Below are 18,364 nucleotides of genomic sequence, written 5' to 3'. Positions count from 1 at the left end.
TGTGGTGACGTTGTCTGAGAACTCAATAGTGTGCCAATGTACTTTTTTATTTTTTGTGTTGTTGCGCATGGTGTGTTGGTGGTTGTGGTGTGTGCCGGGTGGCGCTTTTTGATGAGGGCGTTACTGTAAACATTTAAGTGTTTCATTGGCTGCATTGTGATTTACTGATTTGCATTTGTGTGTGATGATGTTTCTGGCCCTGTTTGCCCCGTCGGGTGGGGGTCAGTTTTTGTAGTATTTTTTGTCAGCTACATGGGCATTCTGCGGCTTTTGGTTGTGGGTGTTTGTGTGGTTTGTCTTATTTTGGTTAGGTTTGGGCTTTTCACGAGCCTTTTTGTGGAGAGTTTGATCCTGGCTCAGGACGAACGCTGGCGGCGTGCTTAACACATGCAAGTCGAACGGAAAGGCCTTGCTTGCAAGGTACTCGAGTGGCGAACGGGTGAGTAACACGTGGGTGATCTGCCCTGCACTTCGGGATAAGCCTGGGAAACTGGGTCTAATACCGGATAGGACCATCGTTTAGTGTCGGTGGTGGAAAGTTTTTTCGGTGTAGGATGAGCCCGCGGCCTATCAGCTTGTTGGTGGGGTAATGGCCTACCAAGGCGTCGACGGGTAGCCGGCCTGAGAGGGTGGACGGCCACATTGGGACTGAGATACGGCCCAGACTCCTACGGGAGGCAGCAGTGGGGAATATTGCACAATGGGCGGAAGCCTGATGCAGCGACGCCGCGTGGGGGATGAAGGCCTTCGGGTTGTAAACTCCTTTCGCTAGGGACGAAGCTTTTGTGACGGTACCTAGATAAGAAGCACCGGCTAACTACGTGCCAGCAGCCGCGGTAATACGTAGGGTGCGAGCGTTGTCCGGAATTACTGGGCGTAAAGAGCTCGTAGGTGGTTTGTCGCGTCGTCTGTGAAATTCCGGGGCTTAACTCCGGGCGTGCAGGCGATACGGGCTAACTTGAGTACTGTAGGGGTAACTGGAATTCCTGGTGTAGCGGTGAAATGCGCAGATATCAGGAGGAACACCGATGGCGAAGGCAGGTTACTGGGCAGTTACTGACGCTGAGGAGCGAAAGCATGGGTAGCGAACAGGATTAGATACCCTGGTAGTCCATGCCGTAAACGGTGGGCGCTAGGTGTGAGGGACTTCCACGTCTTTCGTGCCGTAGCTAACGCATTAAGCGCCCCGCCTGGGGAGTACGGCCGCAAGGCTAAAACTCAAAGGAATTGACGGGGGCCCGCACAAGCGGCGGAGCATGTGGATTAATTCGATGCAACGCGAAGAACCTTACCTGGGCTTGACATACATCAGATTGCCGTAGAGATACGGTTTCCCTTGTGGTTGGTGTACAGGTGGTGCATGGTTGTCGTCAGCTCGTGTCGTGAGATGTTGGGTTAAGTCCCGCAACGAGCGCAACCCTTGTCTTATGTTGCCAGCATTTAGTTGGGGACTCATGAGAGACTGCCGGGGTTAACTCGGAGGAAGGTGGGGATGACGTCAAATCATCATGCCCCTTATGTCCAGGGCTTCACACATGCTACAATGGTCGGTACAACGCGCAGCTACATCGTGAGGTGGTGCGAATCGCTGAAAGCCGGCCTTAGTTCGGATTGGGGTCTGCAACTCGACCCCATGAAGTCGGAGTCGCTAGTAATCGCAGATCAGCTACGCTGCGGTGAATACGTTCCCGGGCCTTGTACACACCGCCCGTCACGTCATGAAAGTTGGTAACACCCGAAGCCAGTGGCTCAAACTCGTTAGGGAGCTGTCGAAGGTGGGATCGGCGATTGGGACGAAGTCGTAACAAGGTACCCGTACCGGAAGGTGCGGGTGGATCACCTCCTTTCTAAGGAGCATTATTATTTTTTATTCCTGGCATGTTGTGTACACGGTTGTGTGCGGGGGTGTCAGGTGTGGTGGTTGAGTGCCCGTGTGTGGTGCTGCTGCCGTTATGTAAATCGGGTGGACGCATACCCGGTGCCTATTGTGGGGCGCTGTAGAAGCAACTTTTTACCTGCGTGCTGTTGTGCAACGTTTTTGATGCAAAAGATAGAAGTTTTGAGTGTGTTGGCATGCTGTTGGGTGTCTGGGACATGCGTTTGTGTGTTCTGGTTGCCGCATCATTGAAGGTGGGCTGCTTGTGGGTGGTCTGGTTTTTTGGTGGTGTGGGTGTTGTGTGAGAACTGTATAGTGGACGCGAGCATTACAAACACATATGTACTGGTTCTTTTGTGGATTGGTGGGTGTGTGTTTGGTTTTGTTTTGTAGTGTGTTTTGTTTGTTTTTTTAATCAAGTGTGTTTATCTTGTGTGTTTGTTGTTAAGGGCGCATGGTGGATGCCTTGGCATGCTAAGCCGATGAAGGACGTGGAAGGCTGCGTTAAGCCTCGGGGAGTTGTCAATTAAGCGTTGATCCGAGGATGTCCGAATGGGGAAACCTAATCATCTTTGTGGGTGGTTACCTGCATCTGAATTCATAGGGTGTAGGGGGTAATGCGGGGAAGTGAAACATCTCAGTACCCGTGGGAGAAGAAAATAAATTTAATGATTCTGCTAGTAGCGGCGAGCGAACGTGGATGAGGCTAAACCGTGTGTGTGTGATACCGGACAGGGGTTGCGCATGCGGTGTTGTGGGGTTGTTGCGTGCATCATCTGTTCGTGGTGCGTGTGGTGTGTTGTGTTAGGTGAACTGGCTTGGAATGGTCGACCGGAGTGGGTGAGAGTCCCGTAGCTGAAGGCATGGCAGGCTGCATTGTGATTGTCCCCGAGTAGCAGCGGGCTCGTGGAATCTGCTGTGAATCTGCCGGGACCACCCGGTAAGCCTAAATACTTAGTGTGACCGATAGTGAATTTAGTACCGTGAGGGAATGGTGAAAAGTACCCCGGGAGGGGAGTGAAATAGTTCCTGAAACCATGTGCTTACAATCCGTCAGAGCACCTGTTGTGTGTGATGGCGTGCCTTTTGAAGAATGAGCCTGCGAGTCAGCGGCATGTCGCGAGGTTAACCCGTGTGGGGTAGCCGTAGGGAAACCGAATCCTAATGAGGGTGTTGTCAGTGGCATGTTCTGGACCCGAAGCGGGGTGATCTACCCATGGCCAGTGTGAAGCGATGGTAAGACGTCGTGGAGGCGCGAACCCACGTAGGTTGAAAACTGCGGGGATGAGTTGTGGGTAGGGGTGAAAGGCCAATCAAACTCCGTGATAGCTGGTTCTCCCCGAAATGCATTTAGGTGCAGCGTTGTATGAGCTTGTTGGAGGTAGAGCTACTGGTTGGTTGAGCGGGACTATCATCTTAGCAATGTCAGCCAAACTCCGAATGCCAGCAATTTGTGTTATACAGCAGTGAGACTGTGGGGGATAAGCTTCATAGTCGAGAGGGAAACAACCCAGATCGCCGGTTAAGGCCCCTAAGGGTGTGCTAAGTGGAAAAGGATGTGGGATCGCGAAGACAGCCAGGAGGTTGGCTTAGAAGCAGCCATCCTTGAAAGAGTGCGTAATAGCTCACTGGTCGAGTGGTTCTGCGCCGACAATGTAGTGGGGCTCAAGCACACCGCCGAAGCCGCGGCAACAATTTTATTGTTGGGTAGGGGAGCGTCGTGCATGATGTGAAGCAGTATCGTAAGGCGCTGTGGATTGTGTGCGAGTGAGAATGCAGGCATGAGTAACGAATTGGAAGGTGAGAATCCTTCCCGCCGGATGACTAAGGGTTCCTGGGTCAAGTTCGTCTTCCCAGGGTGAGTCGGGACCTAAGGCGAGGCCGACAGGCGTAGTCGATGGACAACCAGTTGATATTCTGGTACCCGTATTATCGCGCCCATGGTAAAGCATTGATACTAACTACCCACAAACCACACCTGATCACCTTCGGGTGTGTGGTGTGGTGCGTGCGTAGGGCCTGATATGTGGTCCAAGTGATGGGGTGACGCAGTGGGGTAGCCAAGCCGCTTAATGGATTGTTGGTGTAAGCGTGTAGCTGATGGCATAGGTAAATCCGTGCTTGTTAGGTAAGACGTGATGCGTAGCCCTAATGGGGTGAAGTTGGTGATCCCGTGCTGTCGAGAAAAGCCTCTAGCGATGTGGTGATACGGCCCGTACCCTAAACCGACACAGGTAGTCAGGTTGAAAATACTAAGGCGTTCGGGTGAACTGTGGTTAAGGAATTCGGCAAAATGCCCCCGTAACTTCGGGAGAAGGGGGACCACATACTGTCAACACCTTTTCGGTGGGCAGCGGTGTGTGGTCGCAGAGAATAGAGGGAAGCGACTGTTTATCAAAAACACAGGTCCATGCGAAGACGTTGAAGTTGATGTATATGGACTGACGCCTGCCCGGTGCTGGAAGGTTAAGAGGACCTGTTAGCCAGTAATGGCGAAGCGGAGAATTTAAGCCCCAGTAAACGGCGGTGGTAACTATAACCATCCTAAGGTAGCGAAATTCCTTGTCGGGTAAGTTCCGACCTGCACGAATGGCGTAACGACTTCTCTGCTGTCTCAACCACAGGCCCGGTGAAATTGCACTACGAGTAAAGATGCTCGTTACGCGCGGCAGGACGAAAAGACCCCGGGACCTTCACTATAGCTTGGTATTGGTGTTCGGTTCGGTTTGTGTAGGATAGGTGGGAGACTATGAAGCTATCACGCCAGTGGTGGTGGAGTCGCAAGTTGAAATACCACTCTGATCGGATTGGATACCTGAACCTTGGCCCATGATCTGGGTTGGGGACAGTGCCTGGTGGGTAGTTTAACTGGGGCGGTTGCCTCCCAAAATGTAACGGAGGCGCCCAAAGGTTCCCTCAGCCTGGTTGGCAATCAGGTGTTGAGTGTAAGTGCACAAGGGAGCTTGACTGTGAGAGAGACATCTCAAGCAGGGACGAAAGTCGGGACTAGTGATCCGGCACCAACGTGTGGAAGTGGTGTCGCTCAACGGATAAAAGGTACCCCGGGGATAACAGGCTGATCTTCCCCAAGAGTCCATATCGACGGGATGGTTTGGCACCTCGATGTCGGCTCGTCGCATCCTGGGGCTGGAGTAGGTCCCAAGGGTTGGGCTGTTCGCCCATTAAAGCGGCACGCGAGCTGGGTTCAGAACGTCGTGAGACAGTTCGGTCTCTATCCGCCGCGCGCGTTGAAACTTGAAGAAAGCTGTCCCTAGTACGAGAGGACCGGGACGGACGTACCTCTGGTGTGCCAGTTGTTCCGCCAGGAGCATTGCTGGTTGGCTACGTACGGAAGGGATAACCGCTGAAAGCATCTAAGCGGGAAGCCTGTTTTAAGATGAGGTTTCTTTTGAGGTCCCCTAAAGACTATGGGGTTGATAGGCCAGACCTGGAAGCAGCGTAAGCTGTTAAGGCTACTGGTACTAATAGACCAAAACAAACACCAAACAACACTTGGTGAAACAAAAAACAACAAAAACATGACAAAACTTGTCGCACGCGTCCACTATGCAGTATTTGACACAACACCACCAGAAACACACCCATAGTGTGTGTCCTGAAGGTTTGTCGGTGGCAATAGTAGCAGGGAAACGCCCGGCCCCATTCCGAACCCGGAAGCTAAGCCTGCTCACGCTGATGGTACTGCACCCGGGAGGGTGTGGGAGAGTAAGTAACCGCCGACACTACAACATAAAACAACTCAATAAACCCAAAAGAGGCCCACGGCACACCACACAGCGTGCCCTGGGCCTCTTCCCCCTTTTTTCTCCTACCCACACCCCGCCAGGCCGACTGGATCGTGCAAAAACTACTAGCACACATCATTACAGGTACCCGCACAACCAAAAACCACAGAAAACGCACAATGTCTTACCGGGGGTTTGTATCTTTGCCTGGATGAACACTGTGCGAAGGGCCACCCATAAGTGGGTGGTTGTACTTAATGGGAGACTGTGTGCCTGTCGGAGGGGGGGGGTTCGGCGAAGCGAACGGGTTTTGTGCAGGCGAGCGCTTCATACGGCATTGAAATTACAACGCGGTGATTTTCTCTTAATTGAGCTCGCTCTTATATTGGCTGCTCAACTGTGTAACAAGTGGGAAAGAAATGGATATTGTTTAAGTAGTGTCGGTCACTTGGAGAAGTGGAATCCGCAATAGTCACATCCATTGAGGGTGCGCCGGCAGGTCACATCTACGACAATGACAGGAGCTTCACGTGAAGAACTCACTCCGCCGCAATCGGTTGGTCACTGCGTCAGTCGCAGTAGCCGCTACCGTATCGCTCGCTACCAATTCCGTTGTACCGGCCGCCGTGGCCGAGTCCGCCGACTCCTCTGCATCCTCGCTGTCTAGCATTGGTTCCTCTGTCGACGGATCTTCTGATTTCTCGACCTCGAGCCTCTCTGGCGGCGGTTCTTCCGACATGGGCTGCGTAGCCGTCGGTTCTGCCATCGGAATCCCGCTGGTCTTGCTTGCCCCGCTGGCGCTTGCCGGTGACCTCAACATTCCTGGCGTGGGTAACGTCTCGGGCAACATTGAGCGCCTGAACACCAACATGCAAAAGCAGCTTGGCATCCACAACCCGCAGTTGGCCGGCATGGCTGCTGACCTTGAGTCTAAGCTCAATGGCTACGGCACCAACACCGGCCAGGTGTTCGGTGGTGCAGCCGCACTGCTGTTGGGTGCCGGTGCAATTGCTGCTCTGGCATCTGCTTGTGGCGGATCGTCTGACGGCTCCAGCACCCCGGTGCTTCCAACCCCAGAGGAGACCACCTCGGAAGTTCCGACCACTGAAGAGCCGACCTCTGAGGAACCAACTTCTGAGGCCCCGACTGAGGAGCCAACCACCGAAGAGCCCACTCCGGCGCTGCCTCCGGTTGAGGCTTCCATCACCCTGGACGGCGCGATGGTGGGCAAGGACGCTACCGGCTCCATCACCGTGACCGGTGAGGGCTGGACCCTGAAGGAAGTAAAGGGCCTTCCTGAGGGTCTGAAGGTGGACCTCGCTACCGGCACTATCACCGGTATCCCGCTGGTGGCGGGAGCCGCTACGGCGACCGCTGTTGTGGAGAACAACGGTGAGACCAAGGAGATTCCGCTGAACATCGATATCGCTGATAAGCCAGTCGAGGAGAACACGCTGGACATCGTTAACGCTACCCCGGACGGCCTGCTCGCCACCTCCAAGAAGGTGACGCTGGAAATCACCGGTGTTCCGGAGGGCGAAGGCTTCACTGTGACCGGTCTTCCTGATGGCTTGACTGTGGACGAGGCAACCAAGACCCTGAAGGGCCAGGTGCACCTCAACGATGCCGGTTCCTACGACATCACCGTCACTACCGATAGCGGTGCGACCGTGACAAAGACTTTCGCCTTCGCTTGGGCTCAGAACGTGGACGGCTTTGCCAACTACCTTGGCTCCGATTCTCTTGCACAGGCTGACTACCCGACGGATCGTCCGTTCGAGTTGACCTACACCACGCCGACTGGCGAGACTGTCACCGAGACCTACACCTACAACGGGTCCGCGTGGGTGGACCAGGACGGTGACAGCGCTGAGCTGAAAACCCAGCCTTACACACTGACCGTGTACAACAGCGCTGGCGAGTCCCGCAGCTTCGAGGGCATCTCCGGCCAACGTGTGCTGTTTGGCTTCGAACTTGGTCGTTTTGTTCGTAGTTAGCATCCAGCTGCGCTAACGGCCCGATGGTCCCCGGGTACCCACCCGGGGACCATTTTTTGTGCGTCAGATTCTTTGCTTGTTCGGTTGTTTCATTTGCGTGTCAATAGGTTACACAAATAATAGGTGACATCTACTGCGGGTGACAGTAATGTGGTCTTGGTCACTCAATGCGAATTGTGTGTTGGGCGCGGGCGTACGAACATTGTTTGTGCCACGCACAGTGAAAGCGGCCGGCTATAAAGCAGCCCGTTTGGTCGCACTTTCATTCTTGCTCCTCATCTTTGCGGGGGGCGTTGTTCTTATGCTGCCTATCTCGAGCGCGACGGGCGAGCCCACCGGCTTCATCCACGCGCTGTTCACGGCCACATCCGCTGTGTTACTAACGGGCGTGGTGATGGTGGACGCCGCCACGCATTGGTCGCTCCTGGGGCAAGTGGTCATCGTGCTGCTCATCCAGGTGGGTGGCTTTGGAATCATGTCCCTGACCTCCCTGGCGGGATTGTTTATCTCCCGCAAGGTGAGCCTGCGCTCACGGCGGCGTGGCGCGGCACCTTTCACGCGGTCTCTGCCTTCAATAACGCCGGGTCCAGCTTGTACAGCGACAACCTCATGGGCTTTGCTAGCGACTGGGTTTTCCTCGGTGCGATCATGTCTGCGCTGGTGATCGGGGGCCTGGGCGTGTCGGTTGTCGGCGAGCTGTTTCGTCGCGTGATGGCGCGGTGGGCGCGCTCGCGCGGTGCGGACACGGTTTCTCTTCCGTGGTGGTCCGTGACCACCCGCGTCACGCTGGGGATGACCGCGTTCCTGATGGTGGTCGGAGCGCTGGCCATCAGGGCGTCGGAATGGATCCGCTCGCTCGCACATCTGCCACTGCATGGCAAGCTCGTCTCCGCGCTGTTTCAAGGCGTGACGCCCCGCACCGCGCGCTTTAATACCATGGACTACGCCGACATGTCGCCGTTGTCGCTCATGATGACTGACGTGCTCATGTTCATCGGCGGCGGGCGTGACGGTGGTGGCGCTAGGCGTCGGAACGCTCCTTGTCTGGGACCCGGAGTTCACCACGGACCAGATCACTCTGGAGGTCGTCTCGGCGTTTGGCACCGTGGGACTGTCCACCGGCATCACGGCACACCTCAGCAACGTCTTGGCGTTGGCGCTCGTGGCGACAATGTACCTGGGGCGCATCGGTCCCATCACGCTGGTTGCGGCGCTGGCGGCAAAGTCGGTAGTCAGGCGCTTTGACTACCCCGAAGAAAGGCCTTTCATTGGCTAAGAAAGATTCCTTCCTCATGGACACCACCGGTCACCGTCATCGGGTTGGGGCGATGTGGCACCTCCCTGGCCTCGGAACTCGTGCGCTGTGGCAATTGGGGCTGGATGAGGCGCAACGCATTGTCGTGGCCATCGGCGGCCACCTGGGGGCCTCAATTCTCACTGCGTCCAATCGGATAAGCACGCCCGGATCCTGGAGCAGATCGGCGTGCATCACGTCATCCGCCCTGAGCGTGATACCGGTCGTCGTGTTGCGCACCTGCTTGGCGGCCGCTTCCAAGACTTCGCCGAGGTGGACGAGAGCTACGGGGTGAGCAAGCTGAGCCCGCCGCCGTGCGTGCTGGGGAAGCCGTGGGATCCGGAGAGGCTGTGGCGCAACCGCCAAGTCCAAATCGTGTCCGTACGTCGCGGCAATGGCGAGTGGCTGCCGGCGGTGTCGGGGATGGAATTCGTCTCGGACGATCTCATCGTGGCTGCTGGAGCCCCGGCCAAACTGGAGGCGTTTACGCAGTCTCGCCGGGGTGTTCGTTCAGGCGATCCAGTAGGTCCAGCGGCGTGGTGAAGCTGCGGTGCTCGCCCGTCACAGGATCATCGAAGGCGATGCTGCGTGCGGTGAGGTGCATGGGCAGGCGCATGTCCTCGGCGTCGACAGGAAAAGTCACCGGGTAGACCGGGTCGCCCAAGATAGGGACCCCGGCGGCCAGCATATGCAGGCGCAGCTGGTGCGTCTTGCCGGTCCGCGGCGCGAGTTCGTAGCGCGCCAATGGTGGGCAGGGGCCGTGGACGGCCTCGACGAGGGCTTGCTCGGCGTCGGAAAGCGGAGTGATGGAGCGGCAGGCAGTAACAGCGTTGTGTTCGCCGTCAGTGTGGTTGTGGCCTTGGATTTCGCCCGGCACCTTGGTCATCCGGGAGGTCCATGTGCATGGAGCCTGGACCTCGCCAAGCGGGGCGATGGCCTCGTAGGTCTTGGTTACGGCGCGTTCGGCGAAGAGCCGCTGGTAGGCCCCACGCACCGCGCGGCGCGTCGTGAAGACCAAGATACCGCTGGTGAGGCGATCCAGACGGTGCGCCGGGGCGAGCTCGCTGTTACCGGTGGCCCGGCGCAGGCGGACGGTGGCGGTCTCCGTGATGTGGCTGGCGCGCGGCATGGTGGCCAGGAACGGGGGTTTGTCCACGACCAGGAGGTTTTCGTCCTCGAAGACGGTGACGATGGAATACGGGACAGGTTCCTCCGGCGCGGGGGTGCGGTAGAAGTAGACGTCGCTGTGCACCGCAACGATGTCATCGGGGCCGAGTACCGTGCCGTCGCGAAGCACGACCTCCCCGGCGCTAAACCGGGCGCGCACCGCCGCGGCATCGTCGGACGGGTGGCGGTGGCGCTGGGACATGACGAGCTCAAGGATGAGGTCTTCCGCCCTGGTAGGGCCCATGTCCGGGGTGACCCGGGCGCGAGTGGGGTTAAGTCCGTCGCGGATAGGGAGTGGCTGTTGTAAGATTTTGCCCATGAATTTTAACGAGATCCTTGAACCGGTCATTGAGTTCTTCTCCCATGGTATCGGTGCCATCATCGCCGAGGTCGCTAAGTTCCTCTACCACTTCGCCTACCCGTCCAATGCTGAGGGCGCGACGCCGGTGGAAATCCCGAAATAAAGGGCAGACAACTGCAACGCACCCTGTCCCCCTAAAAGAGCGGTATAGGTCGAATATCACCAGTATGGGAAAGGTATAACCGGTATACTTGTAGGTGTAGAACAAAAGAAGAGTTTTTCACCGAACCGATACTTGTAAGGAGATTCGGCCATGGCACACGAGGACATTGTTGTCGTAGCAGTAGACGGCTCGGAGGCATCAAACAACGCAGTGCGGTGGGCGGCGAACACCGCACTGAAGCGCGGCATCCCGCTGCGCTTGGCTTCCAGCTACACCATGCCGCAGTTCCTGTACGCGGAGGGCATGGTCCCGCCGAAGGAGCTTTTCGACGACCTGCAGAACGAGACCTTCCAAAAGATCGAGGACGCCCGGGCCATCGCACACGAGGTAGCCCCGGATCTCAAGATCGGTCACACCATAGCCGAAGGTTCCCCCATTGACATGCTGTTGGAGATGTCCAACGACGTCACCATGATCGTCATGGGCTCCCGCGGTATGGGCGGCCTGTCCGGCATGGTTATGGGCTCCGTGTCCGCCTCCGTGGTCTCCCACGCGAGCTGCCCGGTGGTCGTCGTCCGCGAGGACAACCACGTCACCGCCGACACCAAGTACGGTCCCATCGTGGTGGGCGTGGACGGCTCCGAGGTATCCGCAAAGGCCACCGAGTACGCTTTCGCCGAGGCGCACGCCCGCGGCGCGGAGCTGTTGGCGGTGCATACCTGGATGGACATGCAGGTTCAGGCTTCGCTTGTCGGCCTCTCTGCTGCGCAGCAGGAGTGGGCCGAGGTGGAAAAGGAGCAAGCTAACCTGCTCACCGAGCGCCTGGCACCGCTGGTGGAGAAGTATCCCGACGTCGCCGTGCGCAAGATTATTGCCCGGGATCGCCCGGTGCGCGCGCTGAGCGAGGCTGCCGAGGGCGCGCAACTGCTCGTGGTCGGTTCGCATGGTCGTGGCGGATTCAAGGGCATGCTGTTGGGATCCACCTCCCGCGCGCTGCTGCAGGCGGCTCCGTGCCCGATGATGGTGGTGCGCCCAGATTCCGACTAGGTTCTGGCCGGGTTCCGCCGTGACAGGGGTGCATTAATGAAAAAGTTATAGCGCCCCGTGACCTGCATCGATACCGTGTACCGATGCAGGTTTTTGCGTTGTGGGCTTAGCACGGTTGCGCAATAGTCGGTATCGTTGTGACACGTAAACAAAACCTACTAATTAATTGGAGTGATTTACTGTGTCTTGGATTGCTTGGATCGTCATCGGTGCTATTGCCGGCTGGTTGGCTGAGAAGATTATGAAGCGCGACCACAGCATCTTCGTCAACATCATCGTTGGCATTATTGGCGGTATCTTGGGCGGCTGGATCCTGCAGCTGTTCGGTATCGGTACCGGCTCCGGCTGGTTCGTTACCCTGATTACCGCTGTGGTGGGCGCTTGCCTGCTGCTGTGGATCGTCGGCCTGGTCACCAAGCCGAAGGGCCGCGTTTAACCCGCACCCTGCACTAGCGTGAGCTAGTTCGAGCTCAAGGCGCGCTCTCCGTGGGACACCACGGGGGCGCGCCTTTTGTGTTAACTATGTGTACTAGGCTGTCTATGTCAGAATATGATGAGGTCTAGACAGAACAAGGATGGAAGGGACACCGTGGCCGCTGCACCCGCTAAGAAATCGCGCCGGAACCGCCCGGCGCCCCGAGTGCGCCTACTCGAGTCCGCCACCAACCTGTTCATGATGGAGGGCATCCGCGTCATCGGCATTGACCGCGTGCTGCGTGAGGCGGACGTGGCCAAGGCCTCGCTATATTCCCTCTACGGATCCAAAGATGCGTTGGTCACCGCCTATATCGAAGCCATGGACGAGCAGTACCGCAAGGACTGGACGGACAAGGCGGTGCTCATGACCGATCCCATCGATAAGGTCCTAACCTTCTTCGACATGGCCATCGAGCAAGAGCCGGTGAAGAATTTCCGCGCCTCCCACTTCAAGACGGCCGCCAACGAATACCCCAACCCGGAAGCCGATTCTGAGCGGGAGATTGTTGCCGCGTGCCACGCGCACCGCACCTGGCTGCTGTCCACCGTGACGGCCCTGCTCAACGCGAAGAATGGTTACCCCTCGGAGACCCAGGCCCGCCAGATTATCGTCCTACTTGAGGGCGGCTTGGAAGGCGCGCGCCTGGATCACAGCGTGGAGCCACTCATGACCGCCCGCGAGATGGCGCGCACGCTGTTGTCCGTGCCACCGGCGGACTATTCCATCTAACCCACCGAGGCTCGCTGTAGCGGTGACGGCTACCGCAGCGGATTAGTCGGCGCTGGGCTTGTCGACGTCGCCAGGCTGGGCGACGGCGTTGTCTGCGGCCTTGCCTTGGCTCGCGGCCTCGCGTTGCGCCTTTTTCTCGGCAATCTCAGCCTGCCGTGCCTTGAGGCGTTCGCGGCGGATTTCCGCGCGCAGTTTGTTCTGAGTTTTCTGCAGCTCGCGCTTACGCGCCTTGTGTGCTGCCAGTTCCTGCTGGCGCTGTTCTTCCTCCGCCTTGATCTCCGCGCGCTTGGAGGAGCTCAGGAGCGCACGACGCTTGCGGCGCGAGAGGTCCTTCCTGTCCCGGCGGGCCTGCTTGAAGCGCTCCAGCGAGCCCTTGCGGTGCTCGTGGTGCTCGTCTGCCAGTGGCAGCTTGAAGTGCAGCAAAACGTTGAAGAACAGCGTCTGGATGAGCGTGTACAGGTTGGAGGTGAACCAGTAAATGACAATCGCCAGCGGGACGGGGCCGGCGGTGGCCAGGTTCCACAGCATCCACGGGAAGAAGACGACGCCGAGGATGATCATGACGTAGTACATCCGGCGCATGATGGTGTTGGTGAAGTCCATCGTCCAGTAGCTGCGGTACAGCGAGGCCATCATGTTGATAACCGTGAAGATGATGGCGGGGACCAGCAGGGGAAGGATCGTGTTGTAGACCTGTTCACCGGTCACTCCCATGGATGCCGCCCAGTCGTCAGGCATGGCGGGGAAGGCGGTGAGGGGGATGCCTTGGTAGACGGCTTCGCGAAAGCTGGCGATCTCCTGCGGGTTCAGCGCGCCGACGTTGGCGTCAGCGCCGTGGTTGTCCGGCGATGCCATGTACAAGATGACCCGGTAGAGGCCGATGAAGACCGGGAACATGATAAGCGGCGGGATGCAGCCGGCGGCGGGTTTGAAGTTGTAGCGCTTGTTGAGCTCCCGGATGGCGTCGTCACGCGCGGCGACCTCCTCTTTGGTGGTCGCCTCGGCGTAGCGGGCCTCGATCGCTTCTTTTTCTGGGCGCATGAGCGCGCTGACACGGCCGGAGCGGATGGACATCCAGGTAATAGGAGCGATGAGGGTGCGCACAGTAATGACTAGGAGGATGATGGAGATAATCCAAGAAGCGGAGTTACCGAGGGAGAAGACGTTGTGGAGCAGAAGATGCCACGCCTTCATGATCCCGGAGACTGGGTAATTGAAAATTTCTAGCATTCTGACGGTAACCTCTCTATATAACAGCTAAATCGTACTTCGGTGAAGGAAGTCCCACGCTATGACCCACCGCAAGCCCCAGTCGCGCCCGCGGCGCAAGGCCACGGTCTCCTCCGTTTTCGGGGAGATCATCTTGACCATCGGCGTCCTCATGCTGCTTTTCGCTTTCTATGAGTCCTATTGGACCAATATCGAGGCCGGGAAACAACAAGACGAGGTTAATAGCGCGCTGGATGATAAATGGGTGGACGACGGGCGTCGGGTGAACCCGCGCCAGAAGCTCAACCCAGAGCTCGGCGAGGCCTTTGCGCGCATGTACATCCCGACCTTCGGTTCGGACTTCCACTTCGCCGTGGTGGAGGGCACCAACGACGCCGACCTGTTGCGCGGCCCGGGCCGCTACCAGGACACCCAAATGCCGGGCGAGGAAGGCAACTTCGCCGTCGCGGGCCACCGCGTGGGCAAGGGCGCGCCATTCAATGACCTGGACAACCTCAAGTCCTGCGATGCCATCGTGGTGGAAACGCAAACCGAGTGGATCGCCTACCGTGTGCTTCCTCTGGGTGACAACCGCGAGGCAGAAGCTGCGAAGTGTTTGAGTGACAAGCAGGTGGAGAAGGTCGCCTCTGGTGCCTACGCCGGGGTGCAAGGCCGTCACATCACGTTGCCTGGCGATGTCAGCGTGCTGGACAAGATCCCCGGTGCCGGCAAGGACGCGAAGGCGACGGAGCGCCTGCTCACCCTGACCACGTGCCACCCGCAATTCTCTAACGCGGAGCGCATGATTATCCACGCCATTGAGGTAGATTCCGAGGCGAAGACTCCGGGCGAGCGCCCGGCCGTATTGGAGGAAAACTAATGTACGCGTTCATCTTCCGGCACCTGCCCGGCCCGACCGCGCTCAAGGTCATCGAGGCGCTGTTGCTGCTGGCGCTCGTGTTCTACGTGCTCATGGAGTACGTGTTCCCGTGGGTATCCACGATCATGCCGTATGCCGACGTCGCAGTGTCCTAGAGCTCTGTCCTAGAGTTCTAAGTTCTTGATGGCTTCCTTGGCGATGAGCTCGGCCTTGACGGTCTGCAGCTGGTTGGACCACACGGCGACGGTCACGTTGCCCTTCTGCACGGCGTAGACCGCGCGCTCGTCGATGACGCCGCGGCCGCCGGACCAGCCTGCGGGTTCTTCGGCGGGTTCGGTCTGCTTGATCGGCGCCGCCCAATCCACGACCTCGATGGCAGCGTCCTCGTCCGGCATCTCGCGCACCAAGACTACTGCCTGTGGCTCTTCCGGGTAGGACCAGATGAGGCACGCCGGGGTGTCAAAGCGGTTGTCCACACCCTGGTAGGTGATGCGCTGGCCGTTGGTCTCGGCTACCCACTGCGAATCCAAGTAGGGGCACTCGCCGTCGGCTTGCTTCTCGGGGAAGGTATCCGCCGGCAGGACGTCGGCAGCAGGCTGTGCCGCGCTATCCGTCGCCCCGTCGCCCTTGTCGGCATCCGCGCCCTTCTTGGCGGCGGTGCTGGCGGACGCCGCGTCGGAAGTGGGCTCGTCGGCGGCGTCGCTGCCGAGGGCGGAGCAACCAGAAAGCAGAAGCGTCGCAGCGAGCACGCTGGCGGCGCTGGCGGCCTTGGCAGTGGGGACGGAGGCGGAGTTCCGCAGGCGGATTCGTGGGGATAGGCTCATACGCATGACCACTAGCTTAGAGGAAGAATTCAGCGACTCCGAAGTGTTACGCAACGGTGTCCACGTGCTCACCGCCACGCTGCTGATGGTCACCGCAGGTGCCTCGCTGCAGTTGGCGCTGGGGCCCGGGGTGCTGAATCTCTTGCTGGTGACGGGCTTCGGTGCGCTGTACTTCGCCGGCTCCGCCTACATTGATAAATGGAACGACCCGGCGAAGACCGCGTGGCTGGTCATCCTCACTGCCGTGTGGACAGCCGACATCCTCGTCGCCCCAGTGGCCATCTACCTGGTCTTTGCCCTGTACTTTGTGTATCTGCAGGTATTCGATGATGTCCGCGGTGTGCTCGCGGTCATTGTGGCTACGTCCATGTCCATCGGCGTGCAGATCCCCCATGGGCTCACCCTGGGCGGAATCATGGGCCCGGCAGTCTCCGCGGTGGTGACCATCGCGATCTTCTTCGCCTTCCGCACGCTGGCGCGGGTCAACGCGGAACGCGCGCAGCTCATCGAGGAGCTCATGGCCACCCGCAATCAGCTGGCGGAGACGGAACGCAGCGCGGGCGTCAACGCTGAGCGCCAGCGCATCGCGCACGAAATCCACGACACCCTGGCCCAGGGCCTGTCCTCGATGCAGATGCTTTTGCACGCCGCGGACCGGGACATCGCGAAGATCGCCGACGGTGCGGATGCTGACAGCAAGATTGACGTCGAGGCGGTCAACGCGGGCGTCGACAAGGCCCACGGCCGCATCGAACTCGCCCGCCGCACCGCCGCGGAGAACCTGCAGGAGGCGCGCGCCATGATCGCGGCGCTGCAACCGGCCGGCCTGCAGCAAACCTCACTCCAGGGGGCGCTGGAACGCATGGCGGACGGGTTCGCGGGGGCGGGAGAGATGGAGATCGCCGTGGATATCGAGGGCGAGCACTACCAACTGCCCATGAAGGTGGAGGCTGCGTTGTTGCGCATCGCGCAGGGCGCGGTGGGCAACGCCACCAAACACTCGCAGGCGAAGAAGGCGCGGATCACGGTGACCTACGAACCGGACCAGGTGCGCCTGGACGTCGTGGATAACGGCGTCGGGTTTGCGCCGGAGACGCTCGCCGAGCGTCCCACTGGCTTAGGCCACATCGGGCTGGACGCCATGAAACGCCGCGCGGCCGAGCTGGGCGGCGAGCTGACCGTGGAATCCACCCCGGGCCACGGAACGGCGGTGGCAGGGGGGGGGCCGATGACGGAGGGGCTAAACTGATGAGTCGAATGCCAAACTTTAGTTGCAACCGGGGAGGGGTGCGCCGATGATCAGGGGTCTGCTCGCAGACGATCATGAGATTGTCCGCCTGGGCTTACGCGCCGTGTTGGAAGAGGCGGACGACATCGAGGTCGTGGGTGAAGTAGCCACCGCCGAGGCCGCCATTTCCGCGGCGCAGGCCGGCGGCATTGACGTCGTGCTCATGGACTTAAGGTTCTCCGCCGGGGTGGAGGGCACTCGGGTGATGAACGGCGCGCAGGCCACCGCGGAGATTCGCCGGTCTATGCAGCGCCCGCCGAAGGTCCTGGTGGTCACTAACTACGACACGGACGCGGACATCCTCGGCGCCATCGAGGCGGGTGCGGTGGGCTACCTGCTCAAGGACGCCCCACCCGCGGAATTGCTGGAGGCCGTGCACTCTGCGGCCGAGGGAGACTCGGCGCTCTCACCGATCGTGGCGGACAAGCTCATGACCCGCGTGCGCACCCCGCGCACGTCGCTGACCCCGCGCGAGCTGGAAGTACTGCAGCTGGTGGCCTCCGGCGCGTCCAACCGGGACATCGGCACGGAGCTCATGCTCTCCGAGGCCACCGTCAAGTCTCACCTCGTCCACATCTACGACAAGCTGGGCGTACGCTCGCGCACCTCCGCCGTGGCGGCGGCCCGCGAGCAGGGGGTTTTGTAGCCGGAGGCTATAAAACCCGGGAAACGCTACAAAACCGGGAAATTTACAGGCGGTTGATCCGGTTCTGGATGTCCTGGGTCACGGAGTCGATGTCGCGCTGAATGGAGTGGTGCGCGCGGCGACGCTGCTGCGGGGTCATGAACTCCGCGTTGTCGATGGCCGCGTCAATTTCATCGAGTTGATCGCGCACGTCGCGCTGGTAGCCCAGCGGCAGGCTGGATTCCTTGAGGGAATTGCGGATTCCCTGGGTCTTGGCACGCAGCGGCGCGCCGTGACCGGAGAACTCCGCCATCTGGTCCGCGGAGATGCCGGCGCGCTGTGCGCGGCGCTGCTCCAGGGCCTCGCGGCCGGCGGTGATAGCGCGGTAAGCCAGCGGCAGCAGCAAGGGGGCCGCGGCGCGGGCGGCACCCGCATAGCGCTGGACGTTCGCCTTGTTGAGCCTGCCAGTTTTGATGCGATCGAGCTCCGCCTTGGCCATCTTCAGCTCGTGCTTACGCTTGGCCTTGAGGTTCTTCTTCTCGTCCTTGAGCAGCTGCTTTTCCTGCTTGGCCAGGAGCTTCTGCTGGCGCTCCTGGGCCTTGTTGGCAGCCTTAACCTCGCGGCGCACGCGCTCCTTGGCGGCCTTGATCTCCGCGCGGGCTTCGTTGCGGCGCTTGCGTAGCTTCTTCAGGATGCTCATGGTGTATTCAGTGCTCCCTCGTTCATCAATCTTTATTGGT

The 18,364-nt window shown here is 59.3% G+C and carries 15 protein-coding genes, 3 rRNA genes and 1 pseudogene; 15 read left to right on the top strand and 4 right to left on the bottom strand.

Annotated elements, in window-relative coordinates:
* The first annotated feature begins 333 nt into the window (after window positions 1–333).
* From H0194_RS05175 to H0194_RS11165, 7 genes and pseudogenes are all read left to right on the top strand, one after another.
* A 16S ribosomal RNA gene (locus H0194_RS05175) occupies window positions 334–1,847 on the top strand.
* A gap of 463 nt (window positions 1,848–2,310) precedes the next feature.
* Window positions 2,311–5,381: ribosomal RNA gene (locus H0194_RS05170) — 23S ribosomal RNA — on the top strand.
* Window positions 5,382–5,502: 121 nt separating this feature from the next.
* Window positions 5,503–5,619: ribosomal RNA gene (gene rrf / locus H0194_RS05165) — 5S ribosomal RNA — on the top strand.
* Together the 16S, 23S and 5S rRNA genes form the textbook arrangement of a ribosomal RNA operon.
* Window positions 5,620–6,152: 533 nt before the next feature.
* Entirely contained in the window at window positions 6,153–7,619 is a 1,467-nt protein-coding gene (locus tag H0194_RS05160; RefSeq protein ID WP_185176730.1) for a putative Ig domain-containing protein, read from the top strand.
* A 414-nt stretch (window positions 7,620–8,033) separates the two neighbouring features.
* Window positions 8,034–8,564 (top strand): annotated as a pseudogene (locus H0194_RS11120) (potassium transporter TrkG); the annotation flags it as partial.
* Window positions 8,565–8,634: 70 nt separating this feature from the next.
* Window positions 8,635–8,895, top strand: a complete 261-nt coding sequence (locus H0194_RS11115) for a potassium transporter TrkG (RefSeq protein WP_343061342.1) — start codon at window positions 8,635–8,637, stop codon at window positions 8,893–8,895.
* 207 nt (window positions 8,896–9,102) lie between these two features.
* A complete protein-coding gene (locus H0194_RS11165) occupies window positions 9,103–9,456 on the top strand; it encodes a potassium channel family protein (protein ID WP_425486449.1) in 354 nt (117 codons plus the stop codon).
* Here the strand turns inward: H0194_RS11165 and H0194_RS05145 are convergent.
* A complete protein-coding gene (locus tag H0194_RS05145; RefSeq protein WP_185176729.1) occupies window positions 9,398–10,462 on the bottom strand; it encodes a pseudouridine synthase in 1,065 nt (354 codons plus the stop codon). The genes H0194_RS11165 and H0194_RS05145 overlap by 59 nt on opposite strands.
* On the opposite strand from H0194_RS05145, the gene H0194_RS05140 reads away from it, so the two are divergent.
* The 4 genes from H0194_RS05140 to H0194_RS05125 all read left to right on the top strand — a co-directional run bounded on the left by H0194_RS05140 (window position 10,398) and on the right by H0194_RS05125 (window position 12,798).
* The gene (locus tag H0194_RS05140) at window positions 10,398–10,544 is read left to right on the top strand and encodes a hypothetical protein (RefSeq protein ID WP_185176728.1); all 147 of its coding nucleotides are present in this window, start codon (window positions 10,398–10,400) and stop codon (window positions 10,542–10,544) included. The two genes, H0194_RS05145 and H0194_RS05140, sit on opposite strands and share 65 nt — an antisense overlap.
* Window positions 10,545–10,694: 150 nt before the next feature.
* Window positions 10,695–11,591 carry a universal stress protein gene (locus H0194_RS05135; protein WP_185176727.1) on the top strand — a complete coding sequence of 299 codons (897 nt, stop codon included), beginning with the start codon at window positions 10,695–10,697 and terminating at the stop codon, window positions 11,589–11,591.
* Between the two features lie 241 nt (window positions 11,592–11,832).
* Complete coding sequence (locus tag H0194_RS05130; protein ID WP_185176900.1) at window positions 11,833–12,027, top strand: GlsB/YeaQ/YmgE family stress response membrane protein; 195 nt, start codon at window positions 11,833–11,835, stop codon at window positions 12,025–12,027.
* 153 nt (window positions 12,028–12,180) lie between these two features.
* The gene (locus tag H0194_RS05125; RefSeq protein ID WP_246389089.1) at window positions 12,181–12,798 is read left to right on the top strand and encodes a TetR/AcrR family transcriptional regulator; all 618 of its coding nucleotides are present in this window, start codon (window positions 12,181–12,183) and stop codon (window positions 12,796–12,798) included.
* 42 nt (window positions 12,799–12,840) lie between these two features.
* Here the strand turns inward: H0194_RS05125 and yidC are convergent, their stop codons facing one another.
* The gene (gene yidC / locus H0194_RS05120) at window positions 12,841–13,992 is read right to left on the bottom strand and encodes a membrane protein insertase YidC (protein WP_185176726.1); all 1,152 of its coding nucleotides are present in this window, start codon (window positions 13,990–13,992) and stop codon (window positions 12,841–12,843) included.
* A 97-nt stretch (window positions 13,993–14,089) separates the two neighbouring features.
* On the opposite strand from yidC, the gene H0194_RS05115 reads away from it, so the two are divergent.
* Complete coding sequence (locus H0194_RS05115) at window positions 14,090–14,887, top strand: class E sortase (protein ID WP_185176725.1); 798 nt, start codon at window positions 14,090–14,092, stop codon at window positions 14,885–14,887.
* Window positions 14,887–15,042 (top strand): hypothetical protein, encoded by a 156-nt coding sequence (locus H0194_RS05110; protein ID WP_185176724.1) that lies wholly within the window; start codon window positions 14,887–14,889, stop codon window positions 15,040–15,042. Before H0194_RS05115 ends, H0194_RS05110 begins: the two co-directional genes overlap by 1 nt.
* A 9-nt stretch (window positions 15,043–15,051) precedes the next feature.
* Here H0194_RS05110 and H0194_RS05105 read toward each other — a convergent pair whose 3' ends face one another.
* Window positions 15,052–15,717, bottom strand: coding sequence for a DUF2020 domain-containing protein (locus H0194_RS05105; RefSeq protein ID WP_246389087.1), 666 nt, complete (start codon window positions 15,715–15,717; stop codon window positions 15,052–15,054).
* Between H0194_RS05105 and H0194_RS05100 the strand changes: the two genes are divergently transcribed.
* Window positions 15,716–16,960: a sensor histidine kinase gene (locus tag H0194_RS05100; protein ID WP_185176723.1), complete on the top strand. Its 1,245-nt coding sequence runs from the start codon at window positions 15,716–15,718 to the stop codon at window positions 16,958–16,960. The genes H0194_RS05105 and H0194_RS05100 overlap by 2 nt on opposite strands.
* Before the next feature lie 46 nt (window positions 16,961–17,006).
* Window positions 17,007–17,645, top strand: coding sequence for a response regulator (locus tag H0194_RS05095; RefSeq protein WP_185176722.1), 639 nt, complete (start codon window positions 17,007–17,009; stop codon window positions 17,643–17,645).
* Window positions 17,646–17,688: 43 nt separating this feature from the next.
* Here the strand turns inward: H0194_RS05095 and H0194_RS05090 are convergent, their stop codons facing one another.
* Window positions 17,689–18,324: a DUF6474 family protein gene (locus H0194_RS05090; protein WP_185176721.1), complete on the bottom strand. Its 636-nt coding sequence runs from the start codon at window positions 18,322–18,324 to the stop codon at window positions 17,689–17,691.
* Window positions 18,325–18,364: the final 40 nt, after the last annotated feature.

Origin of the sequence: Corynebacterium incognita (genome assembly GCF_014217255.1) — a bacterium.
Taxonomy (GTDB): Bacteria; Actinomycetota; Actinomycetes; order Mycobacteriales; family Mycobacteriaceae; genus Corynebacterium; species Corynebacterium incognitum.
This window is presented reverse-complemented; position numbering and strand designations above follow the sequence as displayed.